Source organism: Fodinicola feengrottensis (assembly GCF_010993775.1).
In the GTDB taxonomy this organism is placed as follows: domain Bacteria; phylum Actinomycetota; class Actinomycetes; order Mycobacteriales; family HKI-0501; genus Fodinicola; species Fodinicola feengrottensis.
In genome coordinates this window covers 124,653-141,360 of sequence record NZ_WOTO01000005.1, presented here as the reverse complement: position 1 = coordinate 141,360, position 16,708 = coordinate 124,653, and the positions used below count along the sequence as shown (strand labels likewise).

Genomic DNA, 16,708 nt, shown 5'->3' with positions numbered 1-16,708 from the left:
CGTACCCGTTTGATCATGAAAAGCCCTAAATACACCCGTGCTCCTTCAGCTCTGTTTCTTATTCGACGTTAGGCAGGGTCTTCCCATAACACCAGCGACGGATTTGAATGTGAGACATGACGTCTGCGCATGACTTCGCCTGGGCTGACCTTCGGGTCTTCTGCGAGGTGGCCCGGCTCGGCTCCTTCACCGCGGCGGCCGAGCCGCTCGGTTACACCCAGCCGGGGGTCTCCCGGCGGATCGCGGCCCTGGAGCGTACGGTCGGCGGCGGCCCACTTTTCGCCCGACAGGCCCGTGGCGTACGACTGACCCCGGTCGGCGAGGCGCTGCATCGGCACGCCGTGGACATCCTCGGCCGGTTGGAGGCCGCGGCCGCGGAGATGTCCGCGGTCAGCCGCGGCACCGCCGGCCGGCTCCGGATCGGCTCGTTCCACAGTGCCAACGCCGCCCTCGTGCCCGCCACCCTCCGCCGATTCATCAACGACTTTCCTTTGGTGGAAACCAACATCCACGAGGCGGTGAGCCCCGAACTGCTCGATGCGCTGCGCGGCGGGACTCTGGATGTCGCGGTCGTCAGCGACTACCCCAGCGGTGCCCTCGACGCCGACTCCGTCCGGCTCATCCACCTGCTCGACGACCCATTGTTGGTCGCCTTGCCTCGTACGCATCCCTTCGCCAACGCGGCGGCGGTGCACCTTCGCGATCTGGCCGAGGAAACCTGGATCCAAGCCAGCCCACAACCACTGCTGCTCGCGGCCTGCGCCCGCGCCGGTTTCCAGCCATCCAAGTTCATCGACGTACACAGTTGGATCGCCAAGCCTGGTTTTGTCGCCGCCGGCCTCGGCATCAGCCTGCTCCCAGGCCTCGCAGTCGCCGCCATGCGTGCCGACATCGCCATCGTCCCCGTCCTCGACGAAATCGCACCCCGCCAGGTTTTCGCCACCGTACTAGCCCAAGACGCCCCGTCCCCCGCCGCTGCGGCCTTCATCACCTACCTCCAGGAATGGCACTCTCCCGAATGTGTCCGAAATTCTCTCAGCGGACGATAGGACTCTCCCGACCACGTATCTACAAAACCGTCACGCACGACCTATCCATGTCGCATCCGCGAGGAATTGATCTAACCTGGGCGATCACCTTGGGCGGGTTCTTCGGGGACCACCTATCGCGCGACAAGGGCTTCATCATCTTCGAAGGCGCCCAAGCTTCTGAAGCTCAGAGATGAGATGCTGGTAGATGCCTCCGACACTTCGATCAAAATCTTCATCGAGTTCGGGGATCGGAGCACCAGCCGCTACATGTTCCCCCAGCAAATGGATCGCATCCATAAGGTTTCGCGCATCATCAACAGATAGAGCCAGCAAAATCTGCTCTTCCTCAACCACACCGGACCTCACTCGTCTTGAGGTTCCATCACCAAGGGACCTGACATGCCCGGCTCTATAGAGCTGGACTGCCCAATCTTCATGATCCATGAATGCCTCCCAAAAACCTTGCCGGGTCCATTCCTCGGGCCCAAACGTCAAGGATCCACTCTGATTTCGGGTGACGCGCCAAGCCGGTGGAATTCGATCCGAAGAAATCTCGAACAACCTTGAGTCGAAGAGCGATGGAAGCTCAACATCCGAGAACACAATGCGAACTTGTTGGCACCGTCCGCCTGAGCGAAGATCTCAAGGACGAGGTAATCCATCCCGACCTGCAGAGACCCTGACCCCTGAAAGATGCGCTGGTCAGCAACCTCACTTCCCTTGAACGTGACCCTCATCAGTCGCTTACCTCCAGGTCATGACCACTTTGTAGTTGAAATCATACATCACATCCCCCGAGGTCGAATTGTATTGCTAAGGCGGGGTGTTGTAGTGGACTTTCCCCGGACGTGGCCGATGGGCTGGCGATACGGCTGGTCAAGTGTTAGTCGGATGGTTGCTGCGCAAACATGGGCCCGTCGCCGGGGCGACCGTTTGTGGCGGGCGGAGCTGGAAGAGCGACGAATATTCCTCCTCTGTCGCGGCCGCGAAGAGACCGGTGCGGTGGTGTACTTCGCCCGACGAGGCCCTGGATCAGGTCCGATTTTCACAGTGGCACCACGTCGGGACGAATGGGCGTCACTACCGCTTCGTAGGAAACAAGCAGTTGAGTATCGGGCCAGAGCGCTTTGAAATACGAGTTCTCCACAGGGGGTTAAGTGGTCCCTTTCTTATCCACAGAAACGAAAACTGGCAGCCCGACTGTCGGTGGCAGCCGGTAAAATTGGGTCATGAGCAGAAAACGAAGTCGACCAGAATTCACCGACCCCAACAAGCAGCCGTGGCGCACCATGCCACCCAGCTGGGTCCCCCCCCTGCAAATGCTGGAAGAACTCGACCGGTACGGCCGAGCCGACGCTGACACCGCACTGGCCGCGATCGAAACCTTGGATAAGGTGATCTCCTACACCCAGGCGATGCAGATGCGGTTCATGGACCGCTTCACCAACGCCCGCCCCGCCGTAGGCGCACCATTCTCCAAATACGCGGCCGGTGAAATCGCCGCATCACTAACCTGGAGCCTGTCCGCGGCCCAGAAACGACTGAACTTGGCGTACCAACTAGTCCACGAACTCCCCGGCACCATGGCCGGGATGTCCCACGGTCACCTCGACTTGCGCAAGGCATTCACGTTCGCGGACCAGGTCAGCCACCTCTGCCCCGAAGACGCACAGAAAGTCGAAGAAAAGGTCCTACCCGGCGCCGACTCGAAAACGCCTCGATCGATCCGGGACCGGGCCCGCCGGGAGGTCATCAAAATCGACCCGGCAGCCGCCGAAGCCCGCCGCAAGAAACTGGTCTCTGAGAGGCGAGTAGAAAAACAAAAACCCTGCGAAGACGGCATGGCTCTGCTGGGCGCGTTCCTGCCCGCCGAATCAGCCGAAGCGATCTACCGTCGCATCGACACCATCGCCCGCAGCCTCAAAACCAAAGACGAGACTCGGACGATGGACGCTTTGCGAGCGGATGCGTTGACCGATCGTGCCTGGGTGTGCCGAGCAACGTACGCACCAAAATCGAACTCCGCGTCGACGCCACCACCCTGATGGGCCTGGACGACAACCCTGCCATCCTGAGTGGTTACGGGCCGATGACCGCGCAACGCGCCCGCGAACTGGCTGGAGATGAAACCAGTGAGTGGTACCGAATCCTCACCGACCCCGTCAGCGGAGTGGTGATCGACCACGGCCGCACGCGCTACCGCCCCACCAAGGCGCTACGGGACCTGGTCAACGCACGCGACCAACGATGCTGCGGCCCCGCCTGCAACCGACCCGCGGCGACCTGCGAATTCGACCACACCATCCCCTTCCGCGACCCGGAAGGCAAAACGGCGTACGACAGCACCGGACCAGCCTGCAAATTCCACAACGACATCAAAGAACACGGCTGGACCGTCACCCAACCAACACCAGGACGATTCCTCTGGACCAGCCCCACCGGACGCACCTACGACGTCACACCCAACGACCAATACCCACCACCACCGTTCTAACGGTAGGAAGGGCACCGGTGATCCCGGGTTCACCACGGCCAGCGAGAGTCGCTGGGTCAAGCACGTCTACTACCAAGACGGGGATGTCGTGGTGAGCTTTCCGATGGTGTGACGGAATGGACTTGGTTGGAGCATCCGGCGATCGTCAAGGCCGCGAAGAAGCGGGTTCTGTGATGCACTTCGACAACGATGCGCCAATTCGATCGGACTGTCACAGCGGCACCACCTGCGCCCGACAGGCCAGACCAGACCCCGGTGCTGGACAAGCCAGGTCAAGCAACCTCCCACACCATCAAAATGCTCTTCCGCCATCCACCCTGCGCCACGTCTCAAATGTCCCTTAACTCACTACCGGCTTGGTAGTAGTGCACCTGGAATGGGCCATACGAACTCTGGTAGGTGGACGTAGAATATTTTCCCCACTGCCCCGCACCTCCGCTTTCGGAAAATTTCGCCTGTAGCGCACTATTTCCAAGACTTTCCCCGGGATGATCTCACGGGAGCCCACCCTCCTCCTGGAACAGGCGTCGCGCTCGTCGTCAAGAAGAGGCGCCGAGCCATGCGCACATCGGCGTGACCGCGACGGTGTGCGCCCACGTCCGACTCCAACGCGACGCCATCGACCTCCGAGGCAACGCCCCCCGCAACCGTCGCCCGACCCGACGACGGCGACGAACCACCCCTTTTCTGCAGCACCCGTCCGCTGACGTTGCCGTCGACTACTGCCGTTAGACCCTCCAGAGCCCCACCGGAAGCGAATCCGATGGGGTCTCTATGGTCGTAATTGGGCGGTTCACCGAGCCTCGGAAGATCCTTTAGTTCAGATCTCCCAAGATACCTTGTAACCCTCCGTTTTCAATAACGGCCTCCAGCGCTCGGACCATCCCGGGAATACCTCCCGTGCGAACGATCACCAAATCCGAGCACTGAAAGTAAGCTCCGCTTCGATTTTCCCCGCTCTCAGCCCAATGCATCATGATTCGCTCAATCTCCAAGAGCGTCATGAGCGTCGCACTCCACCTTCATCCGTCAGGGAGCGTGACTTCGGCGTCAACATTCTCCACGGTGTCCACGCGCTCGTCCGTCCGTCCCGAGCATAAATAGGGCCTTGAACTGCGGAGTCTCCACTACATGAAATGGACTACTGGTCATAGAGCTTCATCAATCTCCCGATCACCTTGGGCTCGTTTCCCTTGTCCGCCTTACCCACGATTCGTATTCCACCGACCACGTTCCGGAAGAACAGTCGTCCACCATTGGTACCTCGGTCGTAAGTGACGTCCGTTCCCGCAAGTGCCTTCAATCCGATGCCTGGATTTCATATTTCCATGGAGAGTTGACCGAAGAGGTTGTCCAAGTCGCGCTGCACAGCCTGACTCTTTCCAGCCTGCTGAGCCGCCTTGGTCAGCAGCGGTCGTCACCGATTGCCGAGGACATCGTAATTCCGCAGGTGGAACTGTTATTAACAAAGCACTGGCGTAGTGCCAGCCAGGATATAGTACGTGTGGCTTGCGGTCGTTCGCTACCTGCGTTTTCCCTGGCCAGCGGCTATGTGGCGATCCGTCGGAGTGCGCCGTTGTGCGCTGGTGTGCGTGGTTGTTGCCGTCACTACTGCCGCCTCCAGCGCGACGCTATCGACCTCCTCGACCTCGCCCTCCGCGAGCCCGACCAGCCCGCCACCCGACCCGACGACGGCAACGACCCACCGTTTTGTGCAGCGCCCGTCCGCTGACGTTGCCGTCAACTACTGCCGTCAACCGGCCCCAGAGATCATGATTGACCAAAGATCTCCGGCCCTTAGCGACCCCAGATCAGACAATCCCTCATCAACGACATAGAGCAGTACATGGGATTCAGTTATGCGATAGCAACGATATCCACCCTGCCCTTGGACTTCGTCCAGGCGGCATGAGAAATAACCCTCAACCTTGCCTCGCAGATCATCAAATACAATCCGCTCCGCAATTCCGTCAAGTGATCCCAGCAATGGAGCTGGGATCAGTCCATCAACTCCATCCGCAAGGCGATGGCCTGGATGGCGATGTTCTCGCAAGACCCCACAAATAGGTTGAACTCAAGAAGCCCATAGTCAAGACGCAAGAACTTCTTCCTCCGATCCGCGACGCACTCGCTTCCGAGTGCGTCGCGGATCTGCTCCGGAGACGCTCCAAGGCCAACGCCTGCGACAGTTCCCGTGCCCACAACTGCCGCGAGGTAGTCAATTGCGGTCATTCGATCTTCCCGAGCGCCTTGACGAGGAAGTTCATCTCTGGGCTCGGTTAAGCGAGTTACCCCAGTTGTGATCATTCATATCCGACATGGCAGACCTGGCCTTGTCGATGAGGTCCACTCGAAGCTCCGGATTATTCATGATGGCACTCCTGACCGTCTCAACATCACGCGCACTTGCCATTCCATTGCTCAGGCGAATTCCCTCGAACCCAACACCGCCATCACCGTCGGGAAAGACTCGGATCTCAGAACCCCCGACGTGCATATTCGCCCCCTTCGTAGCCCAGTCAGACGCGGCCGGAGAAATCCGAATGTTGGGCGATGCACAGTCGTGGACGAGGATCAGCGTCGTACCAGCCAGTACATAGTACGTGTGGGTGTCGGCAACCGTGAAGTTGTACGTGACCAGGTGCCGTACGTACCCCGCGACGCCGAGCGGCGGGCCATGCCGTCGGCGTCGAGCCCGGCGCATTTCATACGCAACGTCAGCCGGCGGTCAGCCAGATACCCGACCAGCATGGCGCGCTCGTTGTTCTCGAAACCACCGTCGGCGCGCGGATCGTCCGCCGGCTCGACAAACATGTCCCACCAGCCAAAAGTCCGGGTGAGTTCGGGTCGCTGCTCGCCGTTTTCCGACATACCACCGACTATCGCCCTTTAGCGGACCGTACGCCACCCAGTTTTGCTGCCTAGCCTGCGCGGGCCGGCCGGAGGCGGCCGCGGTGCCAGCCGTAGTTCAGGTCTGACATGTAATACGCGCTGGCCAGAATTGGCTTTGTACCAGCAAAAGGTCCGTGCTGGAAAAACGAGGCGCGGCGCGGTCGTACGTCGACGGCAACCTGGCGAGGTTCCCAGTCGCTGCGGTACGTACGCACCACCACGATCCCGCCGTCACCGCCGGGCGAGAACGTATAGCCGCGAGGACCGGCATAGCGGCGGGCGTCGTCGGGGGTCTCGAAGACCGCGTCCTGGTGCGGTTCGGGTTCAGCGAGGTCCGCGACGATGTCGACGTCAGCGGTGCCGTCGGCCGAATGGGCGACAAACCGGACCTGGCCGTCAGTCTGCTCGGTCCACGCGTGGATCCGCTGGTGGTCGAAGTCGGTGAGCAGATTGCCGGTACGCGTCAGCAATGCGTTGTCCGCATCATTTCGCAGGTGCCGCAAGCCACGCAGGATCCGGCCGCCCGGTGTTTGGTATCGGGCGAAAATTCGGTAACCGGTCATGATTGTGCGCAGGCCCAGAAGGCGCGGCAGGTAGGGAAGCCGCAGTTGACGCAGGCTGACGGCGGCGACCGCGACCAGGGCGAACCGATCCCCCTCCGGCGACCGGTATATTTCCAGGTCCAGCCCGGCCGGCAGGAGCGGGCGCACCTGTTCTGGCGGTAGCCCGAAGGTGACCACCAGTGAATGGTCGAAATGCGCGAGTACGGGCAGCGGATGGCGGCTGAGCGCCCCAAAAAAGCGACAACGGTTTACTTTCTCGCTGGCGGGTCTGTCCAATGTGGACGATAGCGCAGCCGGTCTGCCGCTTGTCGCCGGCCGACCACCTTCCCACCCTTTGCGCCCTGGTAAAGGCAAGCCGGACATGGTAGGCCGGTATGTATGACTGAAGAGCAGGTTGGCGCCGCGTGCGCGCGGTCGCCCACGGCGCACCGACCACCCTCGCCGCCGACCGCATGCTGGTCACGGTTTTCGCGTCACCGGTGGCCGCGCACCTCGTTCGCTACGCGACCGACGCCGGCTACCAGACCGTCCTGGTCGAGCCAGATCCTGATCGCCGCGCCAAAGCCGCCGCCGACGGCCTGGTCGCGGTCGCCGCCGTACCGACCCTGACCTGCGACGCGGACCTGGTCGTCACCGACCACCACCGCGAGGAACTCGGCCAGATGCTCGCTGACGCACTGAAACACCCGGCTCGCTGGATCGGCGTGATGGGCAACCCCCGCCATCCCGGCCCGCACGTCGCGGCTCTTCAGTCCCGCGCCGTACCAGCCACCGACATCGCCCGCGTGCACCGCCCGGTCGGCCTCAACATCGGCTCCCGTACGCCAGCCGAAATCGCGATCTCCACCCTCGCCGGCCTGATCGCCGACCGCAACTCCCGCCCCGGCGGCTTCGATTTCTAGAAACAGCCGGCGAACGGGTCGGGGAACGCGGTCCAGCCGTCCTCACCCAGCGCCAACTCCGCGTCGGTCAACAAGCACTCGGTCAACAGCCCCCGCAAATCCGTACGATCTCCATCCAGGTCAACGAAAACCAGCTCGATCCCGCGATCCCCGAAATAGTCATCCCAGCCCAATGACGCCGCCGTACGCCGGTTCGGCGACACGTCGTCCCAGTCCGAGGGCTCGGCCGACACCAGCCAGAGCCCGGCGGCGCCCATGCTCACCCCACACCCGTGCGACTCGTACGCGACAACCGTGTCCGGCTGGCTGGCGAGCCACAGGTGACCCCGGCCGCGGACCGTACGCTCGATCAGCCGGGGCAGCACGGCGTCGAAGCGGCCGGGGTGGAAGGGTCGCCGGGCCGCGAAAACCATCGTGCCGTCGGCGGCAGCGGGGAGTCCTTCGAGGCCACGAAGGGCCGCGCTGGGCAGGTCCAAATCGCGGTCCGGGCGGTGCAGGATGGCGGCGGCTTCCTGTACGGGCCGCAGTTCGGCCCACGGCGCCAATGCGGTGACCAGGCTCGGCAGCCGTACGTCCGGAGTCTGCGCCGGCGCGACCAGCACGACATCGGAAAACTCCAGCTGACGCAGGATAACGCCGGCCACGGCGCGATCGTCGTCGTCGGCGGTTTTTTGCGGCCGCGATCGCCGAGGTCGTCGTCGCAAGTGAGGTCGGCCAGGAACGTCTCGCCGTCGATGGCCGCCGCGAAGGTGCCCAACCGGACCCAATCCAGCACCGGCCGGCCGTCCACCACGCAGCCGACGCACGCGGAGGCGATGTGTTCCGGCTCGACCACTTCGGGAAGCACCAGCAATTGGTCCGAGGCCGGCCTGGTACGCGCCAGCCGTACGAGCGTGGGCAGCACGTCCTCACGCAGCGAACAGGAAACGCAGCCGTGTACGAGCTCGATCGACTCGGACTCCAGCACCTCGTCGGCGGTGCAGACGAACCGGTGCAACCGGCCCTCCAGCAGCGCGGACAGGTCGTGCCGGACGACCACCAGATCCCGGTCCGCAGCCAGCAACACCTCGGTCGCCGCGGTCGTCGCCCGTGGGCTGAACCCGGACAGCACCGTCACCCGGGGTCGCCTGCCGGCCGTCACCTCGGCGTCCCGCCGCTCATCAGGACCACTCACCCAAGCCGTCGACATGCAGCACTCCATCCCACCGGTCCCACGCCTTACTTGACATGAAAACCATTTTCATTATGGACTGGAGTGCAGACTACGCCAACAATGCCAGGAAGGAAACGCCGTTGTCCGCGAAATGCCAGGTGACCGGTCGACAACCAGGTTTCGGCAAGACCGTGTCCCATTCGCACCACCGCACCTCACGCCGCTGGAACCCTAACCTGCAGCGCCGCCGGTTCTGGTTGCCCAGCCAGAACCGCTACGTGACGTTGCGGGTCAGCGTCAAGGGCCTCAGGACCATCGACAAGTGCGGAATTGAAGCGGTCGTCGCCCGCATTCGCGGCCGCGGGGAAAGGTGTGACAGAGCCGAATGTAACGCTCGTGGATTGATCCACGCCCAGAAACCCGTTGAGCGTTACACCCGGGCAGCCGTTCTCTCTAAAGCAGACCCCTGCGGGCCGCCCACACGATGGCCTGCACTGGTGCGCGTACGCCCAGGTGGTCGCAGATGGCCCTGGTCCGGCGGCGGACCGTACGGGCCGACAACTGCAGCCGGCGGGCGACGGACTCCAGTGGCAGGCCGTCGGCAAGCAGCCGCAGCAGCACCACGTCGTCTTCGGTGAGCGGCTCGAAGCTCCGCAACACCGCTGCATCTTCGGTCATAACGCTCACATCGGCCTCCTAACGCCGTTGGAGATCACCTGTCGGGCCCTACCGCAGGAATGCGGCTGCGACTCCGGCGTCGACAGGTATGTGCAACCCGGTGGTGTGTGACAGTTCGTTGCCGGCCAGGACCGCCACCGCGGCGGCGACCGTCTCCGGCAGTACCTCTCTTTTCAGGAGCGTGCGCTGGGCGTAGAACTCCCCGAGTTTTTCCTCAGGAACCCCGTAAACCGCGGCCCGCTGCGCTCCCCACCCCCCGGCGAAGATCCCCGAACCCCCCGACCACCCCGTCCGGGTTCACGCCGTTGACTCTGATGCCGTACGCGCCAAGCTCGGCTGCCAGCAGCCGCACCTGATGCGCCTGGTCGGCCTTCGCCGCACCGTACGCGACGTTGTTAGGCCCGGCAAAGACCCCGTTCTTGCTGGAGATGTAAATGATGTCGCCGCCAAAGCCCTGCGCCACCATCACCCCCCCCGCGGCCCGGGGGACCGGGACCAGGAACGACCCGCGGGCCATCACCGAGTGTTGGATGTCCCAGTCCTCGTCCGTCGTTTCCAACAACGGCTTGGAAATCGACAGTCCGGCGTTGTTGACGATCAGGTCAACCCCACCAAAAGCCAGGTTCGCCACCGCGAACATCTCGGCAACCGCCGCCGCAGACGAGATGTCCGCGGCCGCCGCGACCGCCACATCGGCCGGCCGCAACGCTTTTCGTTCCGTGTCGAGCTGGGTGGCCACCTCGTGGGCGCGGTCCGCGTCGCGGTCCGCGACCACCACACATGCGCCCTCGGCGGCCAGCCGGGACGCGGTCGCGCGGCCAATCCCGGAAGCCCCGCCCGTCACCAGCGCGACCCGCCCGGCCAGCGGCTTGGGCGCCGGCCGGCGAGCGAGTTTGGCCTCCTCCAACGCCCAGTACTCGATCCGGAACTTCTCCGACTCGTCGATCGGATGGTACGAGGACACCGCTTCGGCGCCACGCATGACATTGATGGCGTTGACGTAGAACTCGCCGGCCACTCGGGCGGTCTGTTTGTCGGCGCCGAAAGAGAACATCCCCACGCCGGGTACGAGCACGATCGCCGGGTCCGCGCCGCGCATCGCGGGCGACTCGGCGTCGGCGTACTTCTGGTAATAGGCGCGATAGTCGTCGCGGTATGCGGCGTGCAGCTCAGCCAGTCGGTCGGACACCTGCGCGAGCGGCGCGTTGGCCGGCACATCCAGCACCAACGGGCGGACTTTGGTGCGCAGGAAGTGATCCGGGCAGGACGTACCCAGCGCGGCCACTCCTGCATCCGTTCCCTGGCCACGAAATCCAGCACCACGTCGGCGTCGGTGAAGTGGCCGACCTGACGGTGATCGGTGGAGGCGATCCCGCGCAGCAAGGGCGCCAACGCGGCGGCCCGCTCGCGGCGGGCAGCGGCGCGCAGCGGCTCTCGCCCAGCCAGCATCGGGCCGAAAGGCTCGGCGCGGCCCTTGGTCGCAAGATAGTCGGTGGCCACCCGGATAATCTCCAGCGAGTGCTGTTCGCAGCTGGCCGAGTCATCGCCCCAGGCGGTGATCCCGTGGCCGCCCAGCACCACGCCGACGGCCTGCGGGTTGTCGCGCTTGATCGCGGCGATGTCCAGGCCCAGCTGGAACCCCGGCCGCCGCCACGGCACCCAGACCACTCGGTCGCCAAAACAGTCGGCCACCAACTGCTCGCCATCGGCCGCGGTGGCCAGCGCGATGCCGGCGTCGGGGTGCAAGTGGTCTACATGTGCGGCGTCGACCAGGCCGTGCATCGCGGTGTCGATCGAGGGCGCGGCACCGCCCTTTCCGTGCAGGCAGAAGTCGAAAGCGGCGACCATCTCGTCCTCGCGCGCGACGCCCGGATAACCGCCGACCAGCGCGTGCAGCCGATCCAGCCGCAGGACCGCGAGGCCCGGTTCGGTGAGAGTGCCCAGGTCACCGCCGGAACCCTTCACCCACATCAGGTCCACCGAGCCGCCGGTGACCGGGTCGACCGCGCTCGCCTTCGCCGACGTGTTGCCACCGGCGAAGTTGGTGTTGCGCGGGTCGGCGCCTAGCCGGTGGCTGCGAGCCAGCAACTCGGCGACCTGTGGATGCGTACGCATGTCTCGCTTTCTGTTCCGGGCAGACTTTCTCAAATTGATTTGGTGTCTAGCGGCCGCCGTTGGCCTACCTCCGAACAACCGCCTGAACCGCTATGCGCCCCAGCCCATAGCCGAGCCACCGGCTCGCTCCGCCTCGATCCGCTTCTGGTAGCCGGACCGGTGATACGCCGCGATCGGATCCGGGTCGACCCCCATTTCCTGCCGTACGTCGGCAAGCAACGGGCGAACGTCGGTCGAGAACGCATCCATCAGTACGGCGTGTGCACCAAGCACATCACCAGAACCTTGGGCGTGAGTCAACGCTTCTCGGTCGACCAATAGAGCTTTCGCCGTCGATTCCTGCACATTGAGCACGGACCGGATCATCGCCGGAATCTTGGGCTCCAGGTTGTGACACTGGTCCAACATGAAAGCGACGCCGGCCTCGGGACGCAGCGAATCCGTCCCGACGATCTCGTTCATGATCCTGAACAGCTGGAACGGGTCCGCCGCGCCGACCATCAGGTCGTCGTCGGCATAGTTCCGGCTGTTGAAATGGAAGCCGCCGAGCTTGCCCTGACCGAGCAGGATCGCCACCAGGAACTCGATATTGGTGCCCGGCGCGTGATGCCCGGTGTCCACCAGCACCTGGGCTTTCTCGCCCAGCCGTACGCAGTGCGCGAACGACGTTCCCCAGTCCGGAACGTCCATCGTGTAGAAGTGCGGCTCGAAGAACTTGTACTCCAGCAGCATTCGCATGCCGTCGGGCATTCGCGCGTACGCCTGCGCCAGCGCCTCGTGCAGCCGCTCCTGGCGGGCCGAGATGTCGTCCTGGCCGGCGTAGTTGGTGCCATCGGCAAACCACAGCGACAGCAGCGTGGAGCCGGTCGCGACGCCGATCTCGACGCATTCCAGCAGGTGGTCGGTGGCCTTGCGACGGATGCCGGGATTCGGGTTGCAGACACTGCCGAGCCGATAATCGTCTTCCTGGAAGACATTCGGATTGATCGCGCCAATGCGGATGCCTTTATCCACAGCATATTGCGCTAATTCGGAATAATTGTCCGCTTTATCCCAGGGGATATGGATGGCAACACTGGGCGCCACCCCGGTCAGCGCGTGCACCATGGCCGCGTCGTCGATCTTCTCGTACGGCGTGCGCGGCACGCCCTCCTGCGCGAAGACCTGAACCGGGTGCCAGAATTACCGTACGCCCACGAGGGAGTCTCGATCCGCTGACTACGCAGCGCCGTCGCCACCGCAGAGCGGCGGGCCGGGTCGAGCTCGGTCATCGGCAGTCTCCTCCAGCGTTTGCGGGCACGCGTTCGTAAATCGTTTCAATCCCGCGCTGAGAGGTAGCCTTGGCCCTGGGAAGGCGCGATGTCAATAGTTGGCGCCCAACCGGCTCATGATGGGTAAGAAGCGACGAAGACCCGCGTGACCGGTCAAGCCGGTGTCCCGCGGACCGTCGCAAGTGGTAAAAGCCCCGGTAAAGCCATGGATCGGGGTGATGTCGGGCACACCCCCCTACGGCCCGACAAACCGTATAGGATCTACGTTTTTTATTTGCCGCCGGCCGTCGATCGCGACCCGATTTACGAACCTCCTCGAGAAAAACGGACTAAATACGCTAATGCCCAAAATTTTGGGCAAGACGCTATACGTTACAGAAACACACAGAACCGCCACCCGGTCGCCCGTACAAGAATCTGACCGGTTTCAGCCAGTGATCTGACCGCTACAGGTCAGTGCGGATCGGCCGGCGTCAGCCCCTCGGTGATCCGGGCCCGGAACTCGGTGCCCTCGTTGACCCGTGGGAAGTCACCATCGGGCACCGGTACGCCGAGGAAGTCGCACAGCGGGCCCCATCCCTGCCCCACCTGGTAGACCAGTAGCCGGTCCGCGGGCACCGCGTCGATCACCTGCTGGTTGTGCTTTTCGAAGACCGAGACGGCGAAGTCGCGGTCCTCGAAGCGCCCCTGGAAGGTGCCGTCCCAGATCAGCTCCTGGAGCAGCCGCATGCGCTCGCCGGGCGACTGGCTCGCGAACCGCTCCTGCATGGCCGGCGGCAACTGGCTCGGATCCCGCATCAGCTTGTAGACGTAGTAGATGGTGTTGTCGACGCTGTCGTACCACTTCTGCGGGTCGCGGACCGAGAGCAGCACCTTCGCGTCCGGATAGGCGGCCACCAGCTCGCGCCAGTACGCGGCCGCCGGCCAGTCCACGGTTGCCGGATATCCAGCGAAAATGTGCTCCCAGTCAGGCTTTTTGCCTTCGATGATCGGCGTCCAGTGCGCCATCCGCTCGGGATTGTCGATCAGCTCGGCCATGTGATAGCACGGCCCGAAACCGATCTGCTCCAGCGCGGTCTTCAGGGAGAGGGTGCCGGTCCGGCCGAACCCGGCGCCGATGAGTTTCAGCATGTGTCCCACCCTATCCCTCGGTCTCAGAGGTTTTTCGCCCGAAGAAATCCGGTTGCCCGGTCCGAACGGCACCAATCACACTTCGTCGGTGACCATTTCCGAGCTGTCGATGCAGATCCGCGTTCGTACGACCACTCGTACGACGCGACAGCAGCGCTGCTCCGGTGCCGGTCACGTCCCCCGCCACCGACCGTGATCGCGGCGATCGTCGCGGGGTTGGTGGCCGGCTATGCCGTCGCCATCCCGATCGGCGCGCCATCGCACTCTGCTTGTCACCCTCAGCGCGCGCGTCTCGCTCCGGGTCGGCGCCGCCGCCGGTCTCGGGGTAGCCACCGCGGACGGCGGGTACGCCCTGATCGCGACCCTCGGCGGCGCCGCGCTGGCCGGCGTCATCGCCCCAATCGCGGCACCGCTGCGGTGGGTCTCGGTGGTCGTACTGATCGGCCTCGCCGTCCGTACGACATGGGCCGCGACCAGGCATTTCCGCGACCAGACCGAAGCGCCACCGGGTGCCATGGTGAGCACGCCTTTTCGGGCGTACGCGGTCGTCCTGGGCCTGACCCTGCTCAACCCGACCACGGTGCTCTACTTCGCGGCGCTGGTGATCGGCCGCAGGTCCGGCGCGCTGACACTGCCCGAAGAGCTCGCCTTCGCGGTCGCCGCGTTCGTCGCGTCGGCCAGCTGGCAGCTCACCCTGGCCGGCGGCGGGGCGTTGCTCGGCCGCCTGCTGACCACCGCGAAAGGCCGGCTGATCAGCGCGTACGTCTCCAGCGCAGTGATCGTCGCGCTGGCCGTGAACACCGTACTGTCCTGACCGGTTTGACCTGTACGGACCGACAAGTCCAGGCTGTCAACGACAAGAATCGTGCTGGAGTAGGGATACGACGAGTATGGCAAGGGTGTCCGCCCAGGAGCGCCGCCACGAACTGATCGAGGCGGCGATCCGGGTGATGGCCCGAGATGGCGTCGCCAAGGCGACCACTCGGGCCATCGTGACCGAGGCCGGCATGCAGCTGGGCTTCTTCCACTACTGCTTCCGTTCCAAGGAAGAGCTGTTGCTGCAAGTCATCGACACGATCAACGAGCGGAACGTGCACGCCGTGATCGGCGTCGTACGACCGCACTCCGACCTGCGCGAGACGCTGCGGGCCAGCGTCGGCGCGTACTGGGAGGAGGTGGAGGCCAACCCCGGCGTCCACCAGCTGACGTACGAGCTGACCCAGTACGCGCTGCGCCGGCCGGAGCTGATCGAGCTGACCCGCCGGCAGTACGCGAACTACTTCCGGGCCGCCACGGGGTTCCTGGAGGCGGTCGCGGCGGCGGCCGGCGTGGAATGGACCGTGGACCTGCCGCTGCTGGCCCGCTACACGTACACGATCATCGACGGCGCCACCCTCAGCTGGGTGGTCGACCGGGACGGCGACAGCGCCCGGCAGGTGCTGGACCAGTTCACCGACTATCTGGTGGCCTCGGCCCGGCAGCGCCAGCCCACCGGCGCACGGTAACGGTTTGTACGTACGTCCAAGACACTTGACAAAGATGTCACCCGGCCAGCACCCTGCCTAGATGGCGATCAGCCTGCTCGTCTTCAACGTTCTGCAGCTGCCGGTCACCGGCTCGCGCCGGCGTGCCGAGCTGGCCGCCGAAGTCGTCGAGCGGGCCGATCCGGATGTCGTCGTGCTCAACGAGGCCTTCAACCGGCCGGCCGGCGCGCTGGTGGCGAGGCTACGGGCGGCCGGCTACCACGTCACCCCGCAGGTTGGCCGGACCGGATCGGGCCGGCGCGGCACGGTCAGCCGGCTGGTCGGTGGCGGCGTACGCGTGCTGTCCCCCGGTTCCCGATCCTGGACCGCCACCATCACACGTTTCGCTCGTACCAACCGGCCACCACCGACGCCCTGTCGAACAAGGGCGTCGCACTGGTGTCACTGGACGCGCCGGCCGGGCCGCTCTGGCTGGCGGCCACCCACCTGCAGGCCGACGAGCGCGGCAACCGGCACGCCGTCCGGATGGCGCAGCTGGCCGAGCTGCGCGCCGCTTCGTGTCCCAGACCGCGCCCAAGACGGTCCCCATGCTGCTCGCCGGCGACCTGAACATCGAATACTTCGCAGCCGACCAGCACGGCCGGCCGGGGCCAGTGGGCACCGATCATGTGGACGCGAACGCCGTGGTCGGCGGCCGGATCCAGCCGGACGGACCCATCCACGCGGCCACCTTCGACGGCACCGCGAACCCGCTGACCGGGCGCCGCTACCGGCACTACAGCAACGTCCTGGACTACGTCGGGCACCTGAACGAGAACGGCTGCCGGCCGCGGCCGACGATCTCCACTCGTACGCTCCGCTACGAACCTGGCCGGGAAGCATCCGACCACCACTTCCCCGTACTTGCCACCGTGATTTTGAATAGGGCGTAAGAACCGCCGGGCTCGCCGCCATTGCCCAGTGACAACACAGTCAAGGGCAAAGGAGCCGGGGA

The 16,708-nt window shown here is 64.5% G+C and carries 16 protein-coding genes and 5 pseudogenes; 10 read left to right on the top strand and 11 right to left on the bottom strand.

Annotated features, from left to right (window positions below; all coding sequences use genetic code 11):
* Positions 1 to 116: 116 nt before the first annotated feature.
* Positions 117 to 1,049 carry a LysR family transcriptional regulator gene (locus GNX96_RS06255; protein WP_163567355.1) on the top strand — a complete coding sequence of 311 codons (933 nt, stop codon included), beginning with the start codon at positions 117 to 119 and terminating at the stop codon, positions 1,047 to 1,049.
* Between the two features lie 135 nt (positions 1,050 to 1,184).
* Here the strand turns inward: GNX96_RS06255 and GNX96_RS06250 are convergent, their stop codons facing one another.
* Positions 1,185 to 1,385: a hypothetical protein gene (locus GNX96_RS06250; RefSeq protein WP_163567354.1), complete on the bottom strand. Its 201-nt coding sequence runs from the start codon at positions 1,383 to 1,385 to the stop codon at positions 1,185 to 1,187.
* An 875-nt stretch (positions 1,386 to 2,260) separates the two neighbouring features.
* Here GNX96_RS06250 and GNX96_RS62690 point away from each other — a divergent pair.
* Together GNX96_RS62690 and GNX96_RS06235 are read left to right on the top strand one after the other, a co-directional pair.
* A pseudogene (locus GNX96_RS62690) lies at positions 2,261 to 3,525 on the top strand (DUF222 domain-containing protein).
* Positions 3,526 to 4,861: 1,336 nt separating this feature from the next.
* Positions 4,862 to 5,257, top strand: a complete 396-nt coding sequence (locus GNX96_RS06235) for a hypothetical protein (protein ID WP_163567266.1) — start codon at positions 4,862 to 4,864, stop codon at positions 5,255 to 5,257.
* A gap of 266 nt (positions 5,258 to 5,523) precedes the next feature.
* Here GNX96_RS06235 and GNX96_RS06230 read toward each other — a convergent pair whose 3' ends face one another.
* The 3 genes from GNX96_RS06230 to GNX96_RS06220 form a co-directional block, all read right to left on the bottom strand.
* Positions 5,524 to 5,757, bottom strand: coding sequence for a hypothetical protein (locus GNX96_RS06230; protein ID WP_163567352.1), 234 nt, complete (start codon positions 5,755 to 5,757; stop codon positions 5,524 to 5,526).
* Positions 5,758 to 6,099: 342 nt separating this feature from the next.
* Entirely contained in the window at positions 6,100 to 6,396 is a 297-nt protein-coding gene (locus GNX96_RS06225; RefSeq protein WP_279579527.1) for a hypothetical protein, read from the bottom strand.
* A 50-nt stretch (positions 6,397 to 6,446) separates the two neighbouring features.
* Entirely contained in the window at positions 6,447 to 7,256 is an 810-nt protein-coding gene (locus tag GNX96_RS06220) for a DUF2071 domain-containing protein (protein ID WP_279579526.1), read from the bottom strand.
* A gap of 128 nt (positions 7,257 to 7,384) precedes the next feature.
* Here GNX96_RS06220 and GNX96_RS06215 point away from each other — a divergent pair, with 128 nt between their 5' ends.
* Positions 7,385 to 7,882 carry an XdhC family protein gene (locus GNX96_RS06215; protein WP_279579525.1) on the top strand — a complete coding sequence of 166 codons (498 nt, stop codon included), beginning with the start codon at positions 7,385 to 7,387 and terminating at the stop codon, positions 7,880 to 7,882.
* Here GNX96_RS06215 and GNX96_RS49315 read toward each other — a convergent pair.
* Together GNX96_RS49315 and GNX96_RS06210 are read right to left on the bottom strand one after the other, a co-directional pair.
* Entirely contained in the window at positions 7,879 to 8,247 is a 369-nt protein-coding gene (locus tag GNX96_RS49315) for a GTP-binding protein (RefSeq protein WP_279579524.1), read from the bottom strand. The two genes, GNX96_RS06215 and GNX96_RS49315, sit on opposite strands and share 4 nt — an antisense overlap.
* Positions 8,232 to 9,056, bottom strand: coding sequence for a CobW family GTP-binding protein (locus GNX96_RS06210; protein WP_279579523.1), 825 nt, complete (start codon positions 9,054 to 9,056; stop codon positions 8,232 to 8,234). Before GNX96_RS06210 ends, GNX96_RS49315 begins: the two co-directional genes overlap by 16 nt.
* Before the next feature lie 119 nt (positions 9,057 to 9,175).
* Between GNX96_RS06210 and rpmB the strand changes: the two are divergent.
* Positions 9,176 to 9,406, top strand: a pseudogene (gene rpmB, locus GNX96_RS06205) (50S ribosomal protein L28); the annotation flags it as partial.
* 82 nt (positions 9,407 to 9,488) lie between these two features.
* Here the strand turns inward: rpmB and GNX96_RS06200 are convergent.
* The 4 genes and pseudogenes from GNX96_RS06200 to GNX96_RS06185 all read right to left on the bottom strand — a co-directional run bounded on the left by GNX96_RS06200 (position 9,489) and on the right by GNX96_RS06185 (position 14,230).
* Positions 9,489 to 9,713, bottom strand: a complete 225-nt coding sequence (locus tag GNX96_RS06200; RefSeq protein WP_163510826.1) for a LuxR C-terminal-related transcriptional regulator — start codon at positions 9,711 to 9,713, stop codon at positions 9,489 to 9,491.
* Between the two features lie 48 nt (positions 9,714 to 9,761).
* Positions 9,762 to 11,828: pseudogene (locus tag GNX96_RS06195) on the bottom strand (bifunctional aldolase/short-chain dehydrogenase).
* A 90-nt stretch (positions 11,829 to 11,918) separates the two neighbouring features.
* A pseudogene (gene rhaI / locus GNX96_RS06190) lies at positions 11,919 to 13,099 on the bottom strand (L-rhamnose isomerase).
* A 453-nt stretch (positions 13,100 to 13,552) separates the two neighbouring features.
* Entirely contained in the window at positions 13,553 to 14,230 is a 678-nt protein-coding gene (locus GNX96_RS06185; protein WP_163567350.1) for a sulfotransferase family protein, read from the bottom strand.
* Between the two features lie 229 nt (positions 14,231 to 14,459).
* Here GNX96_RS06185 and GNX96_RS06175 point away from each other — a divergent pair, with 229 nt between their 5' ends.
* Both GNX96_RS06175 and GNX96_RS06170 read left to right on the top strand, forming a co-directional pair.
* On the top strand, positions 14,460 to 15,044 hold the full coding sequence (locus GNX96_RS06175; protein WP_279579522.1) for a LysE family transporter: 585 nt from the start codon (positions 14,460 to 14,462) through the stop codon (positions 15,042 to 15,044).
* Between the two features lie 85 nt (positions 15,045 to 15,129).
* Complete coding sequence (locus GNX96_RS06170) at positions 15,130 to 15,735, top strand: TetR/AcrR family transcriptional regulator (protein ID WP_163567348.1); 606 nt, start codon at positions 15,130 to 15,132, stop codon at positions 15,733 to 15,735.
* 57 nt (positions 15,736 to 15,792) lie between these two features.
* Here GNX96_RS06170 and GNX96_RS49310 read toward each other — a convergent pair whose 3' ends face one another.
* Positions 15,793 to 15,915, bottom strand: a complete 123-nt coding sequence (locus tag GNX96_RS49310; protein WP_279579521.1) for a hypothetical protein — start codon at positions 15,913 to 15,915, stop codon at positions 15,793 to 15,795.
* Between GNX96_RS49310 and GNX96_RS62685 the strand changes: the two are divergent.
* From GNX96_RS62685 to GNX96_RS06160, 3 genes and pseudogenes are all read left to right on the top strand, one after another.
* Positions 15,866 to 16,153, top strand: a pseudogene (locus GNX96_RS62685) (hypothetical protein); the annotation flags it as partial. The gene GNX96_RS49310 and the pseudogene GNX96_RS62685 sit on opposite strands and share 50 nt — an antisense overlap.
* Positions 16,153 to 16,323 carry a hypothetical protein gene (locus GNX96_RS06165; RefSeq protein WP_163567347.1) on the top strand — a complete coding sequence of 57 codons (171 nt, stop codon included), beginning with the start codon at positions 16,153 to 16,155 and terminating at the stop codon, positions 16,321 to 16,323. The pseudogene GNX96_RS62685 and the gene GNX96_RS06165, both read left to right, overlap by 1 nt.
* Entirely contained in the window at positions 16,302 to 16,646 is a 345-nt protein-coding gene (locus tag GNX96_RS06160) for a hypothetical protein (protein WP_163567346.1), read from the top strand. The genes GNX96_RS06165 and GNX96_RS06160 overlap by 22 nt, the downstream gene beginning before the upstream one ends.
* The last annotated feature ends 62 nt before the right edge of the window (positions 16,647 to 16,708 follow it).

What these genes read in the sequence shown, in the direction of transcription:
- GNX96_RS06200 (WP_163510826.1), bottom strand. Translation starts at nt 9,713, where the DNA reads ATGACCGAAGATGCAGCGGTGTTGCGGAGCTTCGAGCCGCTCACCGAA.
- GNX96_RS06185 (WP_163567350.1), bottom strand. Translation starts at nt 14,230, where the DNA reads ATGCTGAAACTCATCGGCGCCGGGTTCGGCCGGACCGGCACCCTCTCC.
- GNX96_RS06175 (WP_279579522.1), top strand. Translation starts at nt 14,460, where the DNA reads ATGCCGTCGCCATCCCGATCGGCGCGCCATCGCACTCTGCTTGTCACC.
- GNX96_RS06255 (WP_163567355.1), top strand. Translation starts at nt 117, where the DNA reads ATGACGTCTGCGCATGACTTCGCCTGGGCTGACCTTCGGGTCTTCTGC.
- GNX96_RS06230 (WP_163567352.1), bottom strand. Translation starts at nt 5,757, where the DNA reads ATGACCGCAATTGACTACCTCGCGGCAGTTGTGGGCACGGGAACTGTC.
- GNX96_RS06160 (WP_163567346.1), top strand. Translation starts at nt 16,302, where the DNA reads ATGCTGCTCGCCGGCGACCTGAACATCGAATACTTCGCAGCCGACCAG.
- GNX96_RS06225 (WP_279579527.1), bottom strand. Translation starts at nt 6,396, where the DNA reads ATGTCGGAAAACGGCGAGCAGCGACCCGAACTCACCCGGACTTTTGGC.